Source organism: Mesorhizobium sp. M8A.F.Ca.ET.161.01.1.1, from assembly GCF_004792105.1.
GTDB lineage: Bacteria > Pseudomonadota > Alphaproteobacteria > Rhizobiales > Rhizobiaceae > Mesorhizobium.
Genome location: NZ_SRTD01000250.1, coordinates 1 through 338 on the forward strand (window position 1 = coordinate 1; position 338 = coordinate 338).

Here is a 338-nt window from a genome sequence, read left to right on the forward strand (position 1 = left end):
GCCCGAAGCCGTTCAGCATGCCCGGCTGATGCAGCGCGACGGCATCGACGCCGCGCTGGCCGACAAGATGATCGCCGCCCAGGCCAGCCGCGCGCAGCGGTTGGCACTGGCCGATGATGTGGTGGTCAACGATGGTCACCCGGAAGACCTGCAGGCGCAGGTGGAAGCGCTGCATGAGCGCTATCTGGGGTTGGCTGGGGGTTGAGGCCTGGTTGCCGGCCAGCGGCCGGCACTACCGAGGCGCATCCACCCATGGCTTGGATCTACTGTAGAGCGGAGCTGATGCTCGGCTTGATGATCGCTGTCGAACTGTCTTGCCTCTTCTTCAACTCAATCTA

At 64.2% G+C, this 338-nt stretch carries 1 protein-coding gene; it reads left to right on the forward strand.

Annotation, left to right across the window (positions count from 1 at the left end; all coding sequences use genetic code 11):
• Positions 1-205 (forward strand): dephospho-CoA kinase (locus tag EN804_RS35570; protein ID WP_135922372.1); only part of this gene is annotated, 205 nt, incomplete at its 5' end.
• Between the last annotated feature and the right edge of the window lie 133 nt (positions 206-338).